The sequence below is a fragment of the Brucella thiophenivorans genome (assembly GCF_002252445.1).
Classification (GTDB): domain Bacteria; phylum Pseudomonadota; class Alphaproteobacteria; order Rhizobiales; family Rhizobiaceae; genus Brucella; species Brucella thiophenivorans.
In genome coordinates this window covers 499,042-521,521 of the sequence record NZ_NNRJ01000019.1, presented here as the reverse complement: position 1 = coordinate 521,521, position 22,480 = coordinate 499,042, and the positions used below count along the sequence as shown (strand labels likewise).

Here is a 22,480-nt window from a genome sequence, read left to right as displayed (position 1 = left end):
AAGCGGGGCTACCTACAGGGAAGGACTTGCCCCTATGACTGCAATCATCGACATCGTTGGTCGCGAAATTCTCGACAGCCGCGGTAACCCAACCGTCGAAGTCGACGTTTACCTCGAAGACGGCTCTTTTGGCCGCGCTGCTGTGCCGTCAGGCGCATCGACTGGCGCGCATGAAGCCGTTGAGCTTCGTGACGGCGGTAGCCGTTATCTTGGTAAGGGCGTTGAAAAGGCTGTTGAAGCCGTCAATGGCAAGATTTTTGATGCAGTCGCCGGTCTGGATGCGGAAAACCAGCTGCTTATCGATCAGACGCTGATCGAACTTGATGGCACGCCAAACAAGGGCAATCTCGGTGCAAACGCGATTCTTGGCGTTTCGCTTGCCGTTGCCAAGGCTGCGGCGCAGGCTTCCGGCCTGCCGCTCTATCGCTATGTTGGCGGTGCTAATGCTCATGTTTTGCCAGTTCCAATGATGAACATCATCAATGGCGGTGCACATGCGGATAATCCTATCGATTTTCAAGAATTCATGATTATTCCGGTAGGCGCTTCGTCGTTCCGTGAAGCTGTGCGTTATGGTGCGGAAGTTTTCCACACGCTCAAGAAGCGTTTGAAAGATGCTGGCCACAACACCAATGTTGGTGATGAAGGTGGCTTCGCACCAAATCTACTGAGTGCAGAAGCAGCGCTCGATTTCGTTGTCGAATCAATTGAAAAAGCCGGCTTCAAGCCGGGCGTAGACATTGCAATTGGCCTTGATTGCGCAGCAACCGAATTCTTCAAGGGCGGCAACTACGTCTATGAAGGCGAAAACAAGACCCGAGATCCAAAGGCGCAGGCTGAGTATCTCGCAAAGCTCGCTGCTGATTACCCAATCGTGTCGATCGAAGACGGTATGGCCGAAGACGATTGGGAAGGTTGGAAATACCTGACTGACCTGATTGGCGATAAGTGCCAGCTCGTGGGAGACGATTTGTTCGTCACCAACTCGGCACGTCTGCGCGATGGTATCAAGATGGGTGTTGCCAACTCGATCCTCGTCAAGGTCAACCAGATCGGTTCGCTTAGCGAAACGCTGGATGCTGTCGAAACCGCGCACAAGGCTGGCTATACCTCTGTCATGTCTCACCGTTCGGGCGAAACAGAGGATTCGACTATTGCTGATCTCGCAGTTGCTACCAATTGCGGACAGATCAAGACGGGTTCACTCGCGCGTTCGGATCGTACTGCAAAGTACAATCAGCTTATCCGTATTGAAGAAGAACTTGGCAAGCAGGCCCGTTATGCTGGCCGCAGCGCGCTGAAGTTCCTCTAAAATTCATTCGGTTTAAACATAGAAAACGGCGGCTTAAATGCCGCCGCTTTTGCTTTATTCTTATTTGGCTTCTTCCTTGTGCACCATCAAGATAACGACTGCCATCATGCTTGGTAGACTATAAAGCAAGGCACCCAACTGAGTATTGAGCGGATTTTCTTTTGCTTGCCATGCCATAAACCAGTCGCCCGCAACAACCATAAAGCCGATACCCCAAACGGCGATTGCACATAAAGCACCCAGCATTGCCCAGGATTTTCCACGAGCGAATGTTGAGTAATCTTTGCCAATGCTCGTAACCATTTTTAGAACACCGATTGTTGCAAGGATACCCGCGAGCGTTTCCATCGTGGTGATTGCACCAAGCCCGACATAGGGCGCCCAACTAAATGTTATGGCGCGCCATGTCAGTGCGGGATTACCATAAGTATCTGCCATAGACAAAAGTGGTGCCACTGCATTCTGTGCTGTTCCCGAAAAGTCCGCTGTATTATTTAGAAAGCTGAACAAACCCCATAATGCGGGAAATAATGCCATAACTATACAAGCGAGGCGTTTGATTAATTTTTCACACACTATATTATATCCCTATATCATATTATACTAATATAATTTCATTATTATTGTGATTGCCGGTCTTTGATATTCTATATTTAGAAATATTTCTACATTTTTGATTTAGATAAAAATGGTAATTTATCGGGTTCTTACGATTACTCCCTATATATCTTGGTTCGCTGTGCTTCTTGCATTTTCAGGTCTCGCCAGCACTTTGTTATTAAAAGTGTTCGGAAAATCGAGGCGTAAGCTGTTATTCTGAATATCGCTTAAAAGTACTGCAAGATTTGCGTTGAATAAACGATGGACGTTTTTTTATGTATCTTCTCTGCTGACTGTGGGAGTTCAGCAGGTTTTTATGTGGTGGGGGCAAGCAAAGGGAGAGAAAAATGGCATATATCGAAGGATTTGTTGTGGCTGTTCCTAAGGCCAATAAGGAAACTTATCAACAACATGCGGCGAAGGCTGCCGCATTGTTTAAGGAATTTGGCGTCACGCGTATGGTTGAAGCCTGGGGCGATGATGTGCCCGATGGCAAAGTTACTGACTTCCGCCGCGCCGTGCAGGCAAAGGATGACGAGGAGGTAGTTTTCTCGTGGTTCGAATATCCAGATAAAGCCACACGTGATGCTGCCAATGAAAAAATGATGAGTGACCCGCGCATGAAGGAAATGGGCGATACGATGCCTTTTGACGGCAAACGGATGATCATGGGTGGCTTTTCAACAATCGTTGATATGTGACTTTTACCCGATATGTTGATCAGATGGCGGCTTCGGTCGCCATTTCTAGAGCGTGTCGCGCTTAATCGTATCCACACGCTCGCTCCAGCCATTTGTGTTTAAGCATGTCTCCCAAAACCGGTTCTCACTTTTGGGAGACATCCGCTAGTTTTACGCAGATAATGTTCATGCAAAAAATGCATCAGAGTGTTCTGTCATCGTTCAGCGGTAAAGCTCTGTTAAGCAGAATAATGTTTTATGGTGGAAATCGGATTGACGGCTTTAACGTAGAATCAAAGCCGTCGCGAGCGTCCGGGAAGGAAGCCGAAATGTGGACCAAACAGAAACGTAAATCTATTCGCGGCCGCTTTGTGCTGCCGATTTTGACGGCTGCGTTTCTGAGTTATTTTGGCTTTCACGCTTATCACGGCGAATTTGGTCTCTATTCCCGTCTCCAGCTGGAGCAGCAAAAAACCTTGCTGACAGAGCAGCTTGAGAGGGTGACTGCCGACCGGGCAGCGCTTGAAAAGCGCGTCACGCTTTTGCGTGATGGATCGATCGAAAAGGATATGCTTGACGAGCAGGCGCGCAGAGCGCTTAATCTTTCCCATGCGGACGAAATGACGATAATCATTTCAAAAGAAGATCAGTCAAATTAACTCAAATCCAGTTAATTGTCTTTTTGTGATATGTTTTTAAGGGCTTGGCGGCATAGCAGCTATGCGCTGCGTGCATATTGTATCTTGTAAATTGCCCGTATAACGTCACAATGGAACGACAAACGCAGATCGCCGCGCGTCCTTCGTGTGCGTGAATGGTGCTCTGATAATTTGAATCGACGCATGTCGCTTTCAAAATCGATGCCGATTTTGGGTGCATGCGGTAGGGAGCGAAATATGGCACCGAAGGCTAATAAGGCGTCGGCTGGAAAATCGCAGGCGTCTTTTGGGAATGTTCCCAAGACTCCAGCGCCAGCTGATTTCACTAAAGAGCAGGAACTGAACGCCTACCGTGAAATGCTGTTGATCCGCCGTTTTGAAGAAAAGGCCGGTCAGCTTTATGGTATGGGCTTCATCGGTGGCTTCTGTCACCTCTATATCGGGCAGGAAGCTGTTGTCGTCGGCATGCAGAGCGCGCTTAAGGAAGGTGATCAGATCATCACTTCCTATCGCGACCACGGCCACATGCTGGCAACTGGTATGGATGCACGTGGCGTTATGGCTGAACTGACCGGCCGCCGTGGAGGTTACTCCAAGGGCAAGGGCGGCTCCATGCACATGTTCTCGAAGGAAAAGGGCTTTTACGGCGGTCACGGCATCGTCGGCGCTCAGGTTCCTCTCGGCACTGGTCTTGCCTTTGCGAACAAGTATCGCGGCAATGACAATATCTCTGTTACCTATTTCGGCGACGGCGCTGCCAATCAGGGCCAGGTCTATGAAAGCTTCAACATGGCCTCGCTGTGGAAGCTGCCGGTGATCTACGTGATCGAAAATAATCGTTATGCAATGGGTACGTCGGTTTCGCGTTCATCCGCTGAAACAGATTTCTCCAAGCGCGGTGTTTCGTTCAACGTTCCCGGCATCAAGGTTGACGGTATGGATGTTCGCGCCGTTGCTGCTGCTGCTGAAGCCGCTGCCGAATGGGCGCGTGCTGGCAAAGGTCCATTGATTCTTGAAATGGAAACCTATCGTTATCGTGGCCACTCGATGTCTGATCCTGCGAAGTATCGCTCGAAGGATGAAGTGCAGAAGATGCGTTCCGAGCACGATCCGATTGAACAGGTCAAACAGCGCCTGATTGAAAATAACTGGGCCACTGAAGAAGAGCTGAAGGAAATCGACAAGCAGGTCCGCGACATCGTCGCTGATTCGGCTGATTTCGCTCAAAACGATCCAGAGCCGGATGTTTCCGAGCTTTACACGGATATTCTGCTCTAATTCAGGAAAGGTATTGTCATGCCCGTAGAAATTCTCATGCCTGCCCTTTCCCCAACGATGGAAGAAGGCAAACTGTCCAAGTGGCTGAAAAAAGAAGGCGATAAGGTCACATCTGGTGACGTGATCGCTGAAATCGAAACCGACAAAGCAACGATGGAAGTTGAAGCTGTTGACGAAGGTACCGTCGGTAAGATTCTAATCGAAGAAGGCACTGAAGGCGTGAAGGTCAATACGCCGATTGCTGTTCTGCTCGGCGATGGCGAAAGCGCATCCGATATCGGTTCTGCGCCTGCTGCAAAAGCAGAAGCACCGAAAGAAGAAGCAAAAGAAGCGCCAAAGGCTGAAGAAAAGAAGGCCGATAGCGTTCCAGCTGCTCCTAAGGTTGAAGTTGCTTCTGACCCGGACATTCCAGCCGGTACAGAAATGGTTTCGACGACTGTGCGTGAAGCACTGCGCGATGCCATGGCCGAAGAAATGCGCCGCGACGACAATGTCTTCATCATGGGTGAAGAAGTTGCTGAGTATCAGGGTGCTTACAAGATCACGCAGGGTCTTCTCGACGAATTTGGCGCACGCCGCGTTGTCGATACCCCGATCACTGAGCATGGTTTTGCAGGTGTCGGCGTTGGTGCCGCTATGGCTGGCTTGAAGCCAATTGTCGAATTCATGACGTTTAACTTCGCCATGCAGGCGATTGACCAGATCATCAATTCGGCTGCGAAGACGCTTTATATGTCCGGTGGTCAGATGGGTGCGCCAATGGTGTTCCGTGGTCCTTCGGGTGCAGCTGCCCGCGTTGCCGCCCAGCACTCCCAGTGCTATGCGGCATGGTACAGCCAGATTCCAGGCCTCAAAGTCGTTATGCCTTACACGGCTGCTGATGCGAAGGGTCTTCTCAAGGCTGCAATCCGTGATCCGAACCCGGTCATCTTCCTTGAAAACGAAATCCTTTACGGTCAGCATTTCGATGTGCCGAAGCTTGATGATTTCGTTCTCCCAATCGGTAAGGCCCGCATTCACAAGCAGGGCAAGGACGCGACCATCGTTTCGTTCGGTATCGGCATGACTTATGCGGTCAAGGCAGCTGAAGAGCTGGCTGCACAGGGCATCGATGTCGAAATCATCGATCTGCGCACCATCCGCCCGATGGATATTCCAACGGTTGTTGAATCGGTTAAGAAGACCGGTCGCCTCGTCACCGTGGAAGAAGGTTATCCGCAGTCGTCGGTTGGCACTGAAATTGCCACCCGCGTCATGCAGCAGGCTTTCGATTATCTCGATGCGCCGATCCTGACGATTGCTGGCAAGGACGTGCCGATGCCATATGCGGCAAATCTGGAAAAGCTGGCTCTGCCAACCGTTGCTGAAGTGGTGGAAGCGGTGAAAGCCGTAACCTACACCGCCTGAGGAGGTACTGGACATGCCGATTAAAATCACCATGCCAGCGCTTTCGCCAACCATGGAAGAGGGTAATCTCTCAAAGTGGCTGGTTAAAGAAGGCGACAAGGTAACGTCCGGCGACGTGATCGCCGAGATCGAAACTGACAAAGCGACGATGGAAGTCGAAGCTGTTGATGAAGGTGTTGTTGCCAAGCTTGTCGTTCCTGCGGGAACCGAAGGCGTTAAGGTCAATGCGCTGATCGCAATCCTCGCCGAAGACGGCGAGGATGTTGCGGAAGCAGCAAAAGGCGGCGATGCCGCTCTGGCACCTAAGGCAGAAGCACCGAAGGAAGAGCAGAAGAAGGAAGCTGCACCCGCAGCAACTCCGGCTCCTGCAAAGGCTGAAGCCCCAGCGCCTGCTCCGGCTGCCAAAACCGGCGACCGCGTTTTCGCATCGCCGCTTGCTCGTCGCATCGCCAAGGATGCTGGCGTTGATGTCGCCGCTGTCAAAGGCACTGGTCCTCATGGCCGTGTCGTTCAACGTGACGTTGAAGCTGCAATCAAGTCCGGCGGCACGAAAGCTGCATCTGCAGCACCACAGGCAGCGGCATCGGCTCCGAAGCCTCAGTCAGATGATGTCATCCTCAAGCTCTTTGAAGAAGGCACATACGAGATCGTTCCTCACGACGGTATGCGCAAGACCATTGCCCGCCGTCTGGTTGAATCGAAGCAGACTGTTCCGCATTTCTATCTGACGATTGATTGCGAACTCGATGCGCTTCTGGCTCTGCGTTCGCAGATCAATTCTGCTGCACCGCTCACCAAGACGGAGAAGGGCGAGGTTCCGGCCTACAAGCTTTCTGTCAACGATCTGGTGATCAAGGCTGTTGCTCTTGCACTGCGTGACATTCCTGAAGCCAATGTCTCGTGGACTGAAGGCGGCATGATCAAGCACAAGCGTGCGGATGTGGGCGTTGCTGTCTCCATTCCGGGCGGTCTGATCACGCCAATCGTGCGTCAGTCGGAATCCAAAACACTGTCCGCTATCTCCAATGAGATGAAGGACCTTGCCAAGCGTGCGCGTGATCGCAAGCTTAAGCCTGATGAATATCAGGGTGGTTCGACCTCTGTGTCCAACCTTGGCATGTTCGGCGTGAAGGACTTTGCAGCCATCATCAACCCACCGCATGCGACGATTTTCGCAATCGGTGCAGGTGAACAGCGTCCAGTGGTCAAGAACGGTGAAATCAAGGTCGCGACAGTTATGTCCGTAACCCTTTCCACCGATCACCGTGCCGTTGATGGCGCTTTGGCTGCTGAGCTTGCACAGGCCTTCAAGCGTCACATCGAAAACCCGATGGGTATGCTCGTCTGATATGGTTGAGCGCCGCGTGTCGTTGACACGCGGCGTTTCGTATTTTGTAAGCCGACAGGAAGTCGGCGATCCGGGAATGCGCACCGCATAAAATTAAGCGTATGATGCCGTTTCCCGTTTTCTGATAGATAAAAGGCAGGATAAAATGGCCGACATCTACGACGTTATTATCATTGGATCGGGACCGGGTGGTTATGTCACCGCTATCCGCGCAGCCCAGCTTGGTCTCAAGACTGCGATTGTCGAGCGTGAGCATCTGGGTGGTATCTGTCTCAACTGGGGTTGTATTCCGACGAAGGCGCTGCTGCGTTCTGCGGAAGTGCTGCATCTTGGTGAACATGCCAAGGATTATGGTCTCAAACTTGAAGGTTCGATCTCGGCTGATGTTGAGGCCGTTGTTGCTCGTTCGCGTGGTGTGTCGGCGCGGCTGAATGGCGGCGTTGCCTACCTCATGAAGAAGAACAAGATCGACGTGATCTGGGGCGAAGCCAAGCTCGTTAAGGGTGCTTCCGGCAACACGCCAGCCGAGATTTCGGTCGGTAAATCATCGAAGCAACCAATGCTCCCGCAGAACCCAGTGCCGAAGGGCGTTCTGGGCGAGGGCAGCTACAAGGCCAAGCATGTAATCGTAGCGACTGGCGCACGTCCGCGTTCGCTGCCGGGTATTGAGCCAGATGGCAAGCTGATCTGGACCTATTTCGAAGCCATGGTTCCATCAGCGCTGCCAAAGTCGATGGTAGTCATGGGCTCTGGTGCTATCGGTATTGAATTTGCATCCTTCTACAATGCCATGGGCGTTGATGTGACGGTTGTTGAACTGATGCCGAACATTATGCCGGTTGAAGATGTGGAAATTTCCACCTTCGCACGCAAGCGTCTGGAAAAGCTCGGCCTCAAGATTATTACCGAAGCCAAGGTTACCAAGGTTGAGAAGGGCACGGACTCTGTCACCGCTCACATTGAAACTAAGGACGGCAAGGTTGAGAAGCTGACCGTTGATCGTCTGATCTCGGCTGTTGGCGTTCAGGGCAATATCGAAAACCTCGGTCTTGAAGCACTTGGCGTGAAGACCGATCGTGGCTGCGTTGTTATTGACGGCTATGGCAAGACCAATGTCGAAGGCATTTATGCCATTGGCGATGTTGCCGGTCCTCCGATGCTTGCTCATAAGGCCGAGCATGAAGGCACGATCTGCGTTGAAAAGATCGCTGGTTTGCCGAATGTTCATTCGCTCGATAAGCTGATGATCCCGGGCTGCACCTATTGCAATCCACAGGTCGCATCTGTTGGTCTGACCGAAGCCAAGGCCAAGGAACAGGGTTTTGACATTCGTGTTGGTCGCTATTCCTTCTCGGCAAACGGCAAGGCCATTGCGCTTGGTGAAGATCAGGGTCTGGTCAAGACGATCTTTGACAAGAAGACCGGACAGCTGCTTGGCGCTCATATGGTTGGTGCGGAAGTGACTGAGCTTATTCAGGGCTTTGTTGTCGCGATGAACCTTGAAACCACGGAAGAAGAACTGATGCACTCAGTCTTCCCGCATCCGACCCTTTCTGAAATGATGAAGGAAAGCGTTCTGGATGCCTATGGACGCGTACTGAACGCTTAAAGCACGTCTCCCAAAAGTGGGGAACCGCCTTCGCGGGGAAATCAGTTCACTGGACTGATTTCTTATCCCGCTACGATGGGATTAAAGACATGCGTGAAAACTAAAGCTAGGAGTAAGCTTATTCCGCTGATCGAAAATGGAGGGCCGTGGCGGAGCGCCGCCTGGCCCATGATCAAATGGTGTACCACTGGAGGCTTATGTCTTGGTTTTATGGCCGGCATCTTGAGCTTGCTTGGCGGAAACACCATATCGTTCAATGGAATAGCGATTGCCGGCTGGTATGGTGTTTGGACATTGACGCTGGCACTCGGAACAAGCGGATTTTTATTTGGCCTCGTATGGGCGCTGGTTTTTAGAGCAATCGAATTTGCAGCGAGACGGTAAGCCGCAGTAATAGGCATTGCGCAGCAATGCTTCAAATTGTTAGGGCAAGCTAAATTCTAGGGTCTACCCATTATTGGATCATGATGTTTGCATGCATTTTGTTCCAGATAGGCAGGAAACAGCATGGTTACAGTTCTCGATACGGTGAACCAGAAACGTCTTCGTCATCCGGAGAAGGCCCACCGGCCAGACAATGAAGTCCTGAAAAAGCCTGACTGGATTCGCGTCAAGGCGCCGGTTTCGCGTGGCTATAATGAAACGCGTGACATTGTTCGTTCCAACAAGCTTGTTACCGTCTGTGAAGAAGCTGGTTGCCCGAATATCGGCGAGTGCTGGGAAAAGAAGCACGCGACCTTCATGATTATGGGTGAAATCTGCACCCGTGCCTGCGCTTTCTGTAATATTTCCACCGGTATTCCGAAGGCGCTCGATTCCAACGAGCCGGAAAATGTCGCCAGGGCTGTCAAGCAGATGGGCCTGACCCATGTGGTTATCACCTCTGTCGATCGCGATGATCTTACCGATGGCGGCGCGCAGCATTTCGCTGACGTCATCCGTGCAATCCGTGAAGCCGCTCCAAAGACGACGATTGAAATTCTGACACCTGACTTCCTGCGCAAGCCCGGAGCGCTTGAAATCGTGGTCAAGGCACGCCCTGATGTGTTCAATCACAATCTGGAAACGGTGCCGTCGAAGTACCTTAAGGTTCGCCCAGGCGCGCGTTATTTCCATTCGATTCGCTTGTTGCAGCGCGTGAAGGAACTCGATCCGACGATTTTCACCAAATCTGGCATCATGGTCGGTTTTGGTGAAGAGCGGAACGAAATCCTGCAGCTTATGGACGATCTTCGTTCGGCTGAGGTGGATTTCATGACCATCGGTCAATATCTTCAGCCAACCCGCAAGCATCATCCGGTCATCCGTTTTGTGACGCCGGATGAATTCAAGTCGTTTGAGACGATTGGTCGTACCAAGGGATTCGCGCTTGTTGCGTCCAGCCCATTGACGCGCTCGTCGCACCATGCCGGTGACGATTTTGCGAAGCTCAAGGCTGCGCGCGAAGCGCAGGTCGCAGCACAGGCTTAAGTTCGCATGCCGCAGTTTACCAGTGTCAGACGGGTTCACCATCGTGCAGAGCATATGTTTGCTCTGGTTGCGGATGTTGAAAAATATCCCCAATTCCTGCCGATGTGTGAGGCTTTGTCCGTCCGTTCTCGCAAAGAGAAGGACGGTAAGACGCTTCTGATCGCCGATATGAGCGTGGGTTACAAGCTGATCCGCGAGACATTTACCAGTCAGGTGCTATTGAAACCGGAAGAGAATGTCATTGATGTCAAATATGTCGATGGTCCGTTCCGCTATCTCGATAATCGCTGGACTTTCAAACCCGTCGATGATGGTTCGGAATGTGATGTCGAGTTCTTCATCGATTATGAGTTTAAGAGCAAAATGCTCGGCATGGTGATGGGATCGATGTTTGATCTGGCGTTCCGCAAGTTTTCGGAAGCTTTTGAAAAGCGCGCCGACAAGATTTACGGTTTGGTCTGATTTTCCAAAGACACCAGCACCAATGCAAGTGCGGTTAGCACAGTTTCATGACGAATATCTTCGCGTGATTTTTCACCAAAACGACATTCTTTATGCAGCGTTGTATGGCCTTTGTGCGCACTTGCGATATGCACCAGTCCAACCGGCTTTTCGCTTGAGCCACCGCCTGGGCCGGCAATGCCTGTAACCGCAATGCTGATGCCTGCTCGCGAATGTGTGAGCGCACCTTCGGCCATGGCAATCGCCACTTCCTTTGAAGCAGCACCAAAGGTTTTGATCAGCGTAAGCGGAACGCCGATCATTTCGTGCTTGGCTTCATTGGAATAGGTGACGAAACCTCGATCCACCACGTCAGACGAGCCGGCAATGTCCGTAAGCGCCCCCGCAATAAGTCCGCCGGTGCAGGATTCAGCCGTTACGATCATGATGCCGTGTTTGCGACAGGCATTGAGAACGTCGATGGATAAAGCTTCCGCAATCAGTGTCATTCAGGAACCTCGCCGGGATAGATCACCGTTGCCGTAACGATGGCAGCGATGCCTTCACCACGGCCGACAAAGCCCATTTTCTCGTTGGTGGTGGCTTTGACGGAAACACGATCATGCGAGATGCCAAGCATTGTGGCCATGGCTTGTGTCATTGCAGGACGATGCGGGCCGATCTTTGGCTCTTCTGCGATGATCGTCACATCCGCATTGGCGATGCGCCCACCGGCTTCCCGCACGATCTTAACCGCATGCTCCACGAAGATATGCGATGCCGCACCTTTCCATTGTGGATCAGAAGGCGGGAAATGCGTACCGATGTCGCCTGCGCCACGTGTGGCAAGCAAAGCGTCGGTGAGGGCGTGAAGCGCCACATCAGCATCGGAGTGGCCGTTGAGCTTTTTGTTGTGCGGAATGGCAACGCCGCAAAGCGTGACGTGATCGCCGGGTTCAAAGCTGTGAACATCATAGCCATTGCCGGTGCGGATATCTGGAAATGAAGTCATGCCTTGCCTCAAGCGTTTGTCGGCCAATTCAATATCTTTGGCCCATGTCAGTTTTGTATTGTCGGCGGAGCCTTCAATGATGCGTACGACAAGTCCGTAAGCTTCTGCAATGGATGCATCGTCGGTAAAGTCCGAGCGACCGCTCAGAAATGCTTGTTCATGGGCATTCAAGATCGGCGTGTATGGAAAGGCCTGCGGGGTCTGCGCGGAATAAAGACCGGCGCGTGGAACCGTTGTCTTTACCGTTCCATCACTGGCCGCTTGTTTCAGCGTGTCGGATACGGCAAGCGCTGGCAATACGCCTTCTGTTGGCGTCAGATTGTCGAATATGCGTGTAAGCAAATCCTGCCCGATGAAGGGACGAACGCCATCATGAATAAGCACGTAATGCGGAGCATCGTCTTTTAGTGCCAGCAATCCAAGTCGCGTCGATTCCTGTCGGGTTGGACCGCCAATGACAACACGCACATTTGAAGAGTGCTCGCGGATGGCATTTTCGTAAAGAGAGCTATCATCCGCGTGAATGACCACGATGATCTTTTCAATGGCGGAGCACCGCGCAAAAACCCTCAGCGTGCGCGAAAGCACTGCTTCGCCGCCGATCCGCCGATATTGTTTCGGCCCTTCCGTGCTTTGTCCGGCTCGTTCGCCACGCCCCGCGGCAACGATCACTGCTGCTGTTCTTGAAATGTCAGTCGCCCTTGCCAAATAATTCGTTTTGTCTCATGCGGAATAATGCCTTGCGCAAATAATTGCCAGACGGCAATCGATTTATAACAGCAAGCATGTGCTTTTCCTTGCGTTCAACGCATTGTGTGATTAAACTCTGTGCTAATTGCATCGTGCATATCAAATAGGCATTTCTTGATAGCTCTCCTCAATCAACCTCTCAACATATGTGACGTGGTACTCCCAAACCGCGTATTTCTTGCGCCTATGTCGGGTGTTTCCGATCTTCCGTTTCGCAAACGCGCGGCAGCGGCTGGCGCTGGCATGGTGGTTTCGGAGATGGTTGCAAGTGCCGAACTTTGCAATCGGCATAAAGAAAGCATGTTGCGGCTTTCTGGTGAAGGGCTGGGTACGCATGTCGTGCAGCTTGCAGGACGTGAAGCGCATTGGATGGGCGAAGCGGCTATTATCGCCGAAGGCGAGGGTGCTGATATTATCGACATCAATATGGGCTGCCCTGCCAAGAAGGTGACGGGCGGCTATTCTGGTTCAGCTCTCATGCGCGATCTTGATCACGCCATGACGTTGATTGAGGCAACTGTGAATGCGGTCAAGGTGCCGGTTACGCTCAAAATGCGTCTTGGCTGGGACGAAAACAGCATCAACGCACCGGAACTTGCAAAGCGTGCCGAAGATGCAGGAATTGCGATGGTGACGGTACATGGCCGCACGCGCTGTCAGTTCTATGAAGGCAAAGCCGACTGGAATGCTATTCATGCGGTGCGTGATGTGGTGAAAATTCCGTTGGTTGCCAATGGCGATGTGTCGTCACGCGAAGATGCGGAAGAATTGCTGCGTCGCTCAGGCGCTGATGCCGTGATGGTTGGGCGCGCGTCTTATGGTCAACCTTGGCTTGCAGGACTGATTGCGGGTAGCGATTTTGCACCGCGATCCGCTGACGGCATTCTTTCTTATATTATAAGACATTACGAAGATATGCTGGACCACTATGGCAGCAAGACAGGTGTCCGCCATTCGCGAAAGCATCTTGGCTGGTATCTGGATCGCCATGCGGGTGAAGCCTTCTCGAAGGCAGATAAGGCTGAAATCATGACGCTCATCGATCCCGAAGCGGTTATCGCGGCGCTGGCTCGTGTTTTTCTGCGTGATGAGACGGACAGAAAGGTCGCATGATGTGCGCTAGAGGTGAAACGAACGGCATTCCAGCAATCATACTGGATGCAATCAACCAGCCGGTTGTTATGGTGAGTGCCGATAATCACATCATCTATGCCAATATGGATGCAGAGCAGTTTTTCCGCTCTGGCTCGTCCATTCTTGCGCGTAACCGGCTTGAATCATTCTTGCCTTTTGGAAGCCCATTGCTGGCTCTGGTCGATCAGGTTCGCACGGCTCAGGTTCCGGTGAACGAGTATCGCGTCGATATTTCATCGCCAAAGCTCGGTGCCGAACGCATTGTCGATCTATATGTGGCGCCGGTGATCGAAACGCCGGGTGCTGTGGTTATCCTGTTCAAAGAAAAGACCATGGCCGAGAAAATCGACCGTCAGATGACGCATCGCGGCGCTGCGCGTTCGGTAACAGGCCTTGCTTCAATGCTTGCACATGAGATCAAGAACCCGCTGTCCGGTATTCGCGGGGCCGCGCAATTGCTGGAACAGGTGGTTGGCGATGAAGATCGCGCATTGGCACGGCTGATTACCGATGAAACCGACCGCATCGTAAAGCTCGTTGATCGCATGGAAGTGTTTTCCGATGAGCGCCCAATAGAACGCACAGCGGTCAATATTTATTCTGTGCTCGATCATGTGAAGACGCTGGCGCGCAATGGCTTTGCCCGGCACATCCGTTTTGTCGAAGATTATGATCCGTCGCTTCCGCCCGTATTCGCCAATCGCGATCAGCTTGTGCAGGTGTTTCTCAATCTGGTGAAGAATGCAGCCGAATCGCTGGGAGATCGCGAAGGCGCGGAGATCACGCTCTCGACGGCCTATCGCCCGGGCATTCGCTTGCAGGTGCCGGGTGCGAGCGATCGTGTTGCCCTGCCGCTTGAATTCTGCGTGCATGATAACGGGCCGGGTGTGCCCGAAGATATGCTGCCGCATCTGTTTGATCCGTTTGTGACCACAAAAACCAATGGTTCCGGTCTGGGGCTGGCATTGGTTGCCAAGATTATTGGCGATCATGGTGGGGTGATTGAGTGCGATAGCCATCCGTCGCGCACCACATTTCGTATTCTTATGCCGCAATGGAAAAGTTCTGCCGATAACATGTCTGCAAAGACAGGAGATAAAGCATGAATGCTAGTCGTCCGACAGGAACGATACTCGTGGCCGATGATGACGCGGCAATCCGAACCGTGCTTAACCAGGCGCTGTCGCGCGCCGGTTACGATGTGCGCGTTACGTCGAACGGGGCATCACTTTGGCGCTGGATAGCTGCCGGTGATGGTGATCTGGTGGTGACTGATGTTAATATGCCAGATGAAAATGCGTTTGATCTGCTGCCGCGCATCAAGAAAATGCGGCCTGATCTGCCGATTGTAGTGATGAGCGCGCAAAATACATTCATGACGGCCATTCGGGCTTCGGAAGCGGGAGCTTATGAATACCTGCCAAAGCCTTTCGATCTGACTGAGCTTATTAATATTATTGGTCGTGCGCTGTCTGAACCAAAGCATAAGCCTGTTCTGGTTGCTCCCGACGAGCAGGCGGAAAATATGCCTCTGGTTGGTCGTTCGCCTGCGATGCAGGAAATCTATCGCGTTTTGGCCCGCATGATGCAGACTGATCTGACCATGATGGTTACAGGTGAGTCTGGTACAGGCAAGGAACTTGTTGCGCGTGCACTGCATGAATATGGTCGCCGTCGCAAAGGACCGTTCGTTGCAATCAATATGGCGGCTATTCCGCGTGATCTGATCGAATCCGAACTGTTTGGCCATGAAAAAGGTGCCTTTACTGGCGCGCAGAACCGCTCAAGTGGTCGTTTCGAGCAGGCCAATGGCGGCACGCTTTTCCTTGATGAAATTGGTGATATGCCGATGGAGGCGCAGACGCGTTTACTGCGCGTGTTGCAGCAGGGCGAATATATGACGGTTGGTGGTCGTACACCGATCAAGACCGATGTGCGCATTGTTGCTGCGACCAATAAGGATTTGCGCCAGCTGATCGCGCAGGGGCTTTTCCGCGAAGATCTCTATTATCGCCTGAATGTCGTGCCGCTGCGTCTGCCACCCTTGCGCGAGCGCAGCGAAGACGTGCCTGATCTGGTGCGTCATTTCTTCAAGAAGGCCGCAGAAGAAGGCTTGCCTGAAAAGCGCATTACCACCATGGGCTTCGATATGATGCGTCGCTATCCGTGGCCGGGCAATGTGCGCGAGCTGGAAAATGTGGTCCGCAGGCTGTCTGCTCTTTATCCGCAGGAAGAGATTTCACCTGAAATCATAGAGGCAGAGCTGAAATCGGAGCTTTCAAAGCCCGATAGTCCGGCCATTGTTTCCAGTGATCTTGAAAATATCACCATTTCGCAAGTGGTGGAGCAGAATATGCAGCGCTATTTCGGGTCCTTTGGCTCTGATTTGCCTCCGCCGGGGCTTTATCATCGTGTGCTTGCGGAACTCGAATATCCGCTCATCCTTGCTTGCCTCACGGCAACACGCGGCAACCAGATCAAGGCGGCAGAGATTCTCGGTCTTAACCGGAATACTTTGCGTAAGAAAATCAGAGAGCTTGGAGTCAACATTTATCGGGGCGCTAAGGCGAACTGAATAAGCTGTAAACAATCGTTGCATTTTCGCCACAATGCGTTGCATAGATGCAACGCTATTGGGTAACATGGTTAACATGAATACAGCGAATCTGACGACTGATATGGATAAGGCAGAGCGACCATCGCGAGGCGGTGAGGGGCGCAGGCTTCTTGCGTTGCCGGGCATTATCACCGTTGTTCTGGCGCTGATTACCGCGTCGCTGTCTTTTTGTATCCTCATTGGTATCACGCCGATCACGCCTGATCGTGCAGTTACACTTGCGCTTGTCATTATTAATGTCGCGCTGATCATCTTTCTGATTTTGCTGATCTGCCGCGAGATTTATCGCATCATGTCGGCGCGGCGGTCAGGCAAGGCAGCTTCCCGACTGCATGTGCGTATCGTTGCGCTGTTCTCGTTGATTGCTGCGGTCCCGGCAATCGTGGTGGCGATCGTTGCATCGGTTACACTTAATCTGGGGCTAGATCGCTGGTTCGATACCAATACGCGTGACATTGTCAGTTCTTCTCAAAGCTTGACCACGGCTTATATTCGCGAAACAGCGCTTAATCTGCAAAGTACGTCTTTCTCAATGTTACAAGAGCTGGACGCACAACGCACACTTTACAGTCTCGATAGGGGCGGCTTCGTTCGTTATATGACGCTTCAGGCCGGTGGTCGCGGACTGCTCGGCGCATTTCTGGTGCGTGAAGATGGTGATATTGTCGTTAAAAGCGAGACAGGTGTCGAAACACGCCTTCCGGCACCAACGGAAGATGCCTTAAAAACTGCGGTGGATGGTAAGCCGGTTATCATTCCGCCGGGCAATAGTAATTTTGTCGGCGCGGTTATCAAGATGCGTGAGATACCGGATCTTTATCTTTATACGGTGCGTTCCGTCGATCAGCAGATTCTCGAATCGATGCGCCTGATGGAAGCCAATACGCAGCGTTATCAGGAAATGGATGCCAACCGCATTCCAACGCAGATTGCTTTCGCGCTGCTTTATTTTGGTTTGACGTTGATTGTTCTTTTGTCCGCGATCTGGACAGGTATTGCGGTTGCGGATCGTCTGGTACGCCCGATCAGACTTTTGATCGGTGCGGCTGATGATGTGGCTGCTGGCAATCTCGATATTTCTGTGCCGGTTCGTTCATCGGATGGAGACGTGGGCGCACTGTCGGGTACGTTTAACAACATGGTTGCTGAGCTAAATAGCCAGCGCAATGAGCTTCTGTCGGCAAAAGATCAAATCGATGAACGCAGACGATTCTCGGAAGCCGTGCTTTCAGGTGTTACGGCTGGCGTTATCGGTATCGAGACAGATGGCTCGATCTCGATTCTCAATCGTTCCGCCGAGTATATGTTTGGGGTGAGTTCGCAGGATGCGATTGGCAAAAGCCTGAGCAGTATTGCGCCGGAGATCGGGCAGGCCTTTGAAGTTGCCCGTACAACGGATCGTATGATGCATCGCGAACAGGTCAGCATGACTCGCGGCGGTGTTGCGCGGAATTTCAATGTTCAGGTGACGGTTGAAGATGCAGAATCAGACGACCATTCCTATGTCGTGACCGTCGATGATATTACCGATCTTGTTCAAGCGCAGCGTTCGTCCGCATGGGCAGATGTCGCGCGCCGTATTGCGCATGAGATCAAGAATCCGCTGACCCCGATCCAGCTTTCGGCAGAACGTATTCGCCGTCGTTATGGAAAAGTGATTACGGAAGATCGCGAAGTTTTTGATCAATGCACCGAAACGATTATCCGACAGGTCGGCGATATTGGTCGTATGGTCGATGAGTTCTCCGCCTTTGCGCGTATGCCAAAGCCTGAAATGCGGGCGATGGACTTGCGCGAGGCATTGCGTGAAGCCTCATTCCTTATTGAAGTGAGCCGTCAGGATATTCAGTTTACCAATGACTATGGTTCCGAAAAGCTGATTGGTTCTTTCGATAGCCGTCTGCTTGGGCAGGCTTTTGGCAATGTCATCAAGAATGCCAGTGAGGCGATTGATGCGGTGCCGAAAGAAGAACGCGGCGAGGGGCATATCCTTGTTCGTTCGCGCAAAAGTGATGGGCATCTTGTGGTTGATGTAATTGATAATGGCAAAGGACTTCCGGGCGATGATCGTCAGAAGCTTCTTGAGCCTTATATGACGACCCGGGAAAAGGGGACCGGCCTTGGTCTCGCTATTGTCCGCAAGATCGTAGAGGATCATGGCGGACATCTGGAATTGCATGATGCGCCAGCGGATTTTTATACAGGACGTGGCGCAATGATACGTATGATCTTTCCTGAAGTGTCTGCCGGCACCGCCGCTAAGGACGAGGAAAATCACGGAAACACTATAATTGGACAGGTGAATTAATATGGCAGCCGATATTCTAGTAGTTGATGACGAAACGGATATTCGGGAACTCGTCGCAGGTATTCTCAGCGACGAAGGCTATGAAGCCCGGACCGCTTTTGATGCCGATAGCGCGCTTGCAGCGATTGATGACCGGGTGCCGCGTCTGGTGTTCCTCGACATATGGTTGCAGGGCAGCAGGCTTGATGGGCTGGCGCTGCTTGATGAAATCAAGAAGCAGCATCCTGAATTGCCAGTCGTCATGATTTCGGGTCACGGCAATGTTGAAACCGCGGTTTCAGCAATTCGTCGAGGCGCTTACGATTTCATTGAAAAGCCGTTCAAGGCAGACCGTCTTATTCTGGTTGCAGAGCGTGCGCTCGAAACCTCTAAGCTCAAGCGTGAGGTGTCCAACCTGCGCAAGCGCAGCGGCGAAACGATGGAGCTGATTGGTGCATCTCTTGCGATCAATCAATTGCGGCAGACGATTGAGCGCGTTGCGCCAACCAATAGCCGCATCATGATTACCGGGCCTTCCGGTGCGGGCAAGGAACTTGCAGCGCGCGCAATTCACGCGCACTCAAGTCGCGCCAATGGTCCGTTTGTGACGGTCAATGCTGCAACCATTACGCCGGAGCGCATGGAGATTGAGCTTTTCGGAACCGAAATGGATGGCGGCGAGCGTAAGGTCGGAGCACTCGAAGAAGCGCATGGCGGTATTCTTTATCTCGATGAAGTTGCCGATATGCCGCGTGAGACTCAAAACAAGATTTTGCGTGTGCTGGTGGATCAGCAATTTGAGCGCGTGGGCGGAACCAAGCGTGTGAAGGTTGATGTTCGCATCATTTCTTCAACCGCGCAAAACCTTGAAGGTATGATCGCCGAAGGCACATTCCGCGAGGACCTTTTCCACCGTCTTTCGGTTGTGCCTGTCTATGTGCCGCCCTTGGCAGCACGACGTGAGGATATTCCCTCGCTGGTCGAGTATTTCATGACGCAGATTGCTGAACAGGCAGGTATCAAGCCGCGCAAGATCGGTTCTGATGCTATGGCTGTTTTGCAATCGCATAGCTGGCCGGGCAATATCCGTCAGTTGCGAAACAATGTTGAGCGCGTAATGATTCTAGCACGGGGCGATGACCCGGAAGCACCGGTAACAGCCGATTTGCTGCCAGCAGAAATTGGCGATACGCTTCCGCGTGCGCCGACCGAATCTGATCAGCACATCATGGCTCTGCCGTTGCGTGAAGCGCGTGAGCGTTTCGAAAAGGAATATCTAATCGCACAAATCAATCGTTTTGGCGGCAATATCTCGCGTACTGCCGAGTTCGTCGGCATGGAACGTTCGGCCTTGCATCGTAAATTGAAATCGCTCGGCGTATAACGGTTATGCAGGTTTAGGGCAGGCGGGACGATAATGCGGGTAATCGTATGCGGAGCAGGGCAAGTCGGCTATGGCATCGCTGAGCGGCTTGCAGCCGAACAAAATGACGTCTCGGTTATCGATACTTCTGCACGTCACATTGAGATTGTGCGCGATACGCTGGATGTGCGCGGTTTTGTCGGTCATGGCTCGCAGCCTGATGTGCTGGCAGCAGCCGGTGCCAATGAAGCCGATATGATTATCGCGGTGACGCTGTCTGATGAGGTCAATATGGTGGCCTGTCAGGTGGCGCATTCGGTTTTTAATGTTCCAACGAAGATCGCCCGTATTCGCGCCCAGTCTTATCTCAAAGCGGAATATCAGGACCTGTTTCTGCGTGAAAATTTACCCATCGATGTGATTATCTCGCCGGAACTCGAAGTCGGTGAAGTTGTTCTGCGGCGCATCGCCTTGCAGGGCGCGACCGATGTGCTGCGATTTGCCGATGATAAGATTATCGGTCTGGCCATCGAGTGTCTGGAAGAATGTCCAGTTATCAATACACCACTCAAACAATTATCGGACCTGTTTCCCGATCTTGCTGCTACAGTGGTGGGGGTGGTACGCAATGGCAGTCTGTTCATTCCGCGTTCAACCGATCAGCTTCATGCCGGTGATCTTGCCTATGTGGTGACAGCGCGTGAACAGGTGCGCCGCACATTGTCTTTGTTCGGCCATGAGAAGCCGGAAGCGCATCGCATTGTCATTGCAGGCGGCGGCAATATAGGTCTTTACGTAGCCAAAGCCATTGAAGAGCGCAAATGGCAGACGCGCATCAAAATGATCGAAAGCGAGCATGAGCGTGCTTTTGCGATTGCCGATCAGTTAACTCGCACAATGGTTTTGCATGGCAGTGCATTGGACCAGTCTCTTTTGCAGGAAGCTGACATTGAGGATGCTGATCTGTTTGTGGCGCTGACCAATCAGGATCAGGTGAATATTCTCTCCAGCATCATGGCGAAGCGTCTCGGCTGCAAGGCGAATATGGCGCTGATCAATACGGTTGCCTATCAAGATTTTACCAACATGGTGGGGATTGATGCTTATATCGATCCCAAGGCTGTCACCGTTTCCAAAATATTGCAGCATGTGCGCCGCGGGCGTATTCGTGCCGTCTACAGCGTTTATCGCGATATGGCCGAAATCATTGAAGCAGAAGCCCTTGAAACGTCGTCGCTGGTAGGTAGCCCCTTGCGTGATCTTGATTTTCCGGAAGGCTTACGGATAGGTGCGATTTATCGCGCCGGGCAGGTTATTCAGCCGAATGGTGATGTCCGCATCAAGCCCAAAGATCGCGTTGTGATTTTTGCGACTGCTGATGCCATCAAACATGTGGAACAGATGTTCCGCGTCAGCCTTGAGTTTTTCTAGGCTGTCAATTTATTGTGCAAATTTCAGATATTCGTAGTATACGGCACCGAAGTTTCATCTCCCCGGTGTTATCAATGGATATCTGCACTTTCTGGTACGGACCACGATTGCGTGATGTAGATCGCATCTGTCTGGCCTCCATGGTCTTGACGGGGCAACGCGTTAAACTCTTCTCTTACGCACCAATTGAGAATGTGCCTAACGGTGTCGAGTTGCATGATGCAAGCACGATTCTGCCGGAGCTGGTTTTCAAGCGGCTCGATCCGCACTATCCCGATTTTCGTAATCGAACGACCATCGTCCAGTTTAGCGATATTTTTCGCATCATGTTGATGAAGCACAAGCAGGGTGTGTGGCTCGATACTGATGTTTACCTGCTCAAGCAATTCCATCCAGATCCATCAAAACCCTATCTCGCTCGCGAGAATCGTTTCCGCGTCGGTGTGTCGGCGCTTTATCTGCCACACGACCATCCGATCATTGGTGAATTTGAAGCCTATGTGGCAGCCAAATACCCATTGCCGCGATGGCTTGGATTGCGGCGCGGCCGATTACGCCCATTATACTATCGTCTGATCGGCAAGGAAGTGACGCCTGCGGCCGTTGGCATTACGATCTTTGGAAATGACGGTATATCTCGTCTTGCGCGCAAGTACGACATTTTCAGAAATGCGGCGCCGCAGGAGAATTTTTACTACTGGGTCGGCAAGGAAGCGATCCGCATTTATGATCCTGCCTATGGGCTGGAGCCTGTAGAACATGCTGATTTTATTGGATTTCATATTCATAAAAAGCACAAGGAAGTCGTTTCTCTACAGCAAGGGAGTTTTTATATGTGGGCGATAGATCGCGTGAATCCGCTCCTTGATGAACAGCTTTCAGCCTATGCCGAATAGAGATCGCTTTGAGAGATTTAAAAAAATGAGCGGCTGCTTTTGAAATTGTCGGTTGCGCAAAGATTCCCAGCCTGTTAACCGAAGCTTAAGAGCGAAGCAGTTGTCTTTCCACAGCAATTGCGGCCAGCGCCTGGTTTAGCGCGATCCGGGAGCTTGATTTATGTGTGCGCACATGTTCGTCTGGCA

20 protein-coding genes are annotated in these 22,480 nt (G+C 52.0%); 17 read left to right on the top strand and 3 right to left on the bottom strand.

Annotated features, from left to right (window positions below; genetic code table 11):
- Positions 1-34 precede the first annotated feature (34 nt).
- Complete coding sequence (eno, locus tag CEV31_RS11980; RefSeq protein ID WP_094507240.1) at positions 35-1,312, top strand: phosphopyruvate hydratase; 1,278 nt, start codon at positions 35-37, stop codon at positions 1,310-1,312.
- A gap of 60 nt (positions 1,313-1,372) precedes the next feature.
- Here the strand turns inward: eno and CEV31_RS11975 are convergent, their stop codons facing one another.
- Complete coding sequence (locus tag CEV31_RS11975; protein WP_094507239.1) at positions 1,373-1,888, bottom strand: DUF2165 family protein; 516 nt, start codon at positions 1,886-1,888, stop codon at positions 1,373-1,375.
- Between the two features lie 371 nt (positions 1,889-2,259).
- Here CEV31_RS11975 and CEV31_RS11970 point away from each other — a divergent pair, with 371 nt between their 5' ends.
- The 9 genes from CEV31_RS11970 (at position 2,260) to CEV31_RS11930 (ending at position 10,825) form a co-directional block, all read left to right on the top strand.
- On the top strand, positions 2,260-2,613 hold the full coding sequence (locus CEV31_RS11970; RefSeq protein ID WP_094507238.1) for a DUF1428 domain-containing protein: 354 nt from the start codon (positions 2,260-2,262) through the stop codon (positions 2,611-2,613).
- Between the two features lie 308 nt (positions 2,614-2,921).
- Positions 2,922-3,251: an FtsB family cell division protein gene (locus CEV31_RS11965; RefSeq protein WP_094507363.1), complete on the top strand. Its 330-nt coding sequence runs from the start codon at positions 2,922-2,924 to the stop codon at positions 3,249-3,251.
- A 237-nt stretch (positions 3,252-3,488) separates the two neighbouring features.
- A complete protein-coding gene (gene pdhA / locus CEV31_RS11960) occupies positions 3,489-4,529 on the top strand; it encodes a pyruvate dehydrogenase (acetyl-transferring) E1 component subunit alpha (RefSeq protein ID WP_094507237.1) in 1,041 nt (346 codons plus the stop codon).
- A gap of 18 nt (positions 4,530-4,547) precedes the next feature.
- Positions 4,548-5,936, top strand: a complete 1,389-nt coding sequence (locus CEV31_RS11955) for a pyruvate dehydrogenase complex E1 component subunit beta (protein ID WP_094507236.1) — start codon at positions 4,548-4,550, stop codon at positions 5,934-5,936.
- Positions 5,937-5,949: 13 nt separating this feature from the next.
- Positions 5,950-7,284 carry a pyruvate dehydrogenase complex dihydrolipoamide acetyltransferase gene (locus CEV31_RS11950; RefSeq protein ID WP_094507235.1) on the top strand — a complete coding sequence of 445 codons (1,335 nt, stop codon included), beginning with the start codon at positions 5,950-5,952 and terminating at the stop codon, positions 7,282-7,284.
- A gap of 145 nt (positions 7,285-7,429) precedes the next feature.
- Positions 7,430-8,893: a dihydrolipoyl dehydrogenase gene (gene lpdA, locus CEV31_RS11945; RefSeq protein WP_094507234.1), complete on the top strand. Its 1,464-nt coding sequence runs from the start codon at positions 7,430-7,432 to the stop codon at positions 8,891-8,893.
- Positions 8,894-8,986: 93 nt separating this feature from the next.
- A complete protein-coding gene (locus CEV31_RS11940) occupies positions 8,987-9,277 on the top strand; it encodes a hypothetical protein (protein WP_235818086.1) in 291 nt (96 codons plus the stop codon).
- A 123-nt stretch (positions 9,278-9,400) separates the two neighbouring features.
- The gene (gene lipA, locus CEV31_RS11935) at positions 9,401-10,363 is read left to right on the top strand and encodes a lipoyl synthase (RefSeq protein ID WP_094507233.1); all 963 of its coding nucleotides are present in this window, start codon (positions 9,401-9,403) and stop codon (positions 10,361-10,363) included.
- Between the two features lie 6 nt (positions 10,364-10,369).
- Complete coding sequence (locus CEV31_RS11930) at positions 10,370-10,825, top strand: type II toxin-antitoxin system RatA family toxin (protein WP_094507232.1); 456 nt, start codon at positions 10,370-10,372, stop codon at positions 10,823-10,825.
- On the opposite strand, the gene CEV31_RS11925 is transcribed toward CEV31_RS11930, so the two are convergent.
- Both CEV31_RS11925 and CEV31_RS11920 read right to left on the bottom strand, forming a co-directional pair.
- On the bottom strand, positions 10,810-11,313 hold the full coding sequence (locus tag CEV31_RS11925) for a CinA family protein (protein WP_094507231.1): 504 nt from the start codon (positions 11,311-11,313) through the stop codon (positions 10,810-10,812). The genes CEV31_RS11930 and CEV31_RS11925 overlap by 16 nt on opposite strands.
- Positions 11,310-12,524: a bifunctional 2-C-methyl-D-erythritol 4-phosphate cytidylyltransferase/2-C-methyl-D-erythritol 2,4-cyclodiphosphate synthase gene (locus CEV31_RS11920; RefSeq protein ID WP_094507230.1), complete on the bottom strand. Its 1,215-nt coding sequence runs from the start codon at positions 12,522-12,524 to the stop codon at positions 11,310-11,312. The genes CEV31_RS11925 and CEV31_RS11920 overlap by 4 nt, the downstream gene beginning before the upstream one ends.
- 159 nt (positions 12,525-12,683) lie before the next feature.
- Here CEV31_RS11920 and dusB point away from each other — a divergent pair, with 159 nt between their 5' ends.
- The 7 genes from dusB to CEV31_RS11885 all read left to right on the top strand — a co-directional run bounded on the left by dusB (position 12,684) and on the right by CEV31_RS11885 (position 22,294).
- Positions 12,684-13,679, top strand: coding sequence for a tRNA dihydrouridine synthase DusB (dusB, locus tag CEV31_RS11915; protein WP_169717339.1), 996 nt, complete (start codon positions 12,684-12,686; stop codon positions 13,677-13,679).
- Positions 13,679-14,806, top strand: coding sequence for a two-component system sensor histidine kinase NtrB (locus CEV31_RS11910; protein WP_094507228.1), 1,128 nt, complete (start codon positions 13,679-13,681; stop codon positions 14,804-14,806). The genes dusB and CEV31_RS11910 overlap by 1 nt, the downstream gene beginning before the upstream one ends.
- Positions 14,803-16,275, top strand: a complete 1,473-nt coding sequence (ntrC, locus tag CEV31_RS11905) for a nitrogen regulation protein NR(I) (RefSeq protein ID WP_094507227.1) — start codon at positions 14,803-14,805, stop codon at positions 16,273-16,275. The genes CEV31_RS11910 and ntrC overlap by 4 nt, the downstream gene beginning before the upstream one ends.
- 34 nt (positions 16,276-16,309) lie before the next feature.
- Positions 16,310-18,625, top strand: a complete 2,316-nt coding sequence (locus CEV31_RS11900; RefSeq protein WP_094507226.1) for a sensor histidine kinase NtrY-like — start codon at positions 16,310-16,312, stop codon at positions 18,623-18,625.
- A gap of 1 nt (position 18,626) precedes the next feature.
- On the top strand, positions 18,627-19,988 hold the full coding sequence (gene ntrX / locus CEV31_RS11895; protein WP_094507225.1) for a nitrogen assimilation response regulator NtrX: 1,362 nt from the start codon (positions 18,627-18,629) through the stop codon (positions 19,986-19,988).
- A 33-nt stretch (positions 19,989-20,021) separates the two neighbouring features.
- Positions 20,022-21,398, top strand: a complete 1,377-nt coding sequence (trkA, locus tag CEV31_RS11890) for a Trk system potassium transporter TrkA (RefSeq protein ID WP_094507224.1) — start codon at positions 20,022-20,024, stop codon at positions 21,396-21,398.
- A gap of 74 nt (positions 21,399-21,472) precedes the next feature.
- Positions 21,473-22,294 carry a glycosyltransferase family 32 protein gene (locus CEV31_RS11885; protein WP_094507223.1) on the top strand — a complete coding sequence of 274 codons (822 nt, stop codon included), beginning with the start codon at positions 21,473-21,475 and terminating at the stop codon, positions 22,292-22,294.
- Positions 22,295-22,480 lie beyond the last annotated feature (186 nt).